Origin of the sequence: Halomonas sp. B23F22_20, from assembly GCF_043496985.1 — a bacterium.
Lineage (GTDB): Bacteria > Pseudomonadota > Gammaproteobacteria > Pseudomonadales > Halomonadaceae > Halomonas.
The window spans coordinates 1-713 of record NZ_JBIEKH010000084.1; the positions used below are offsets into that span (position 1 = coordinate 1).

Here is a 713-nt window from a genome sequence, read left to right on the forward strand (position 1 = left end):
TACGAATCATGAGCAGGATAACGAAAAGGAGGTCATTTATTATAGCGATGCGAAGAGTCACTTTTCGTTAGAATGGAAAGATGACCAGACTCTTTCCATTACGAATAAAGAACCGAATTACCCGGAGGAGAATCAAAGTATTGATTTAGAAATCGGGAAGGAGATCTATCACGACCGAGGATATGCTTGTCAGAGTTTCCTGATGGAGGAGCAGTATGAGAAATGTTATGAAGGGTAGAAGAACGGAGGGATTCACTTGAACCAACGCAGCGCGTTATTATCAATCGCCTTAGGTGCCTCTCTTTGGGGAATCATTGGTATCTTTGTATCGTACTTATACGAGAAAGGCTTCACCCCCATCCAAGTGGTCACGTTACGTGTAACTATGGCTTCCCTATTTATGAGTGCGTACGTTGCTTGGAAAAATGTACGGCTCTTTAAAATTCGTCTATCCGATAGCCGCTACTTTATCGGAACAGGCATCATCAGCATCGTTCTCTTCAACTGGTGTTTGTTCAGTGCGATGGAGGTCACGTCCATTTCGATCGCGTTTGTTCTATTATATACAGCGCCCGCTTTTGTGACGATTTTGTCCTTTTTCTTATTCAAAGAAGCTCTGACGCTACGCAAAATCACCGCTTTACTCACGACACTAGTCGGGTGCACGCTTGTAATCGGCTTGTTTCCAGACGTGCAGGGCTCGATTTCCTTAT

The 713-nt window shown here is 44.0% G+C and carries 2 protein-coding genes; both read left to right on the top strand.

Features of this window, described 5'->3' with window-relative positions; all coding sequences use genetic code 11:
- Window positions 1-238 (top strand): hypothetical protein (locus ACGTN6_RS20675; RefSeq protein WP_394594948.1); only part of this gene is annotated, 238 nt, incomplete at its 5' end.
- 18 nt (window positions 239-256) lie between these two features.
- Window positions 257-713: DMT family transporter (locus tag ACGTN6_RS20680; RefSeq protein WP_394594950.1), on the top strand; the 457-nt coding region annotated here is incomplete at its 3' end.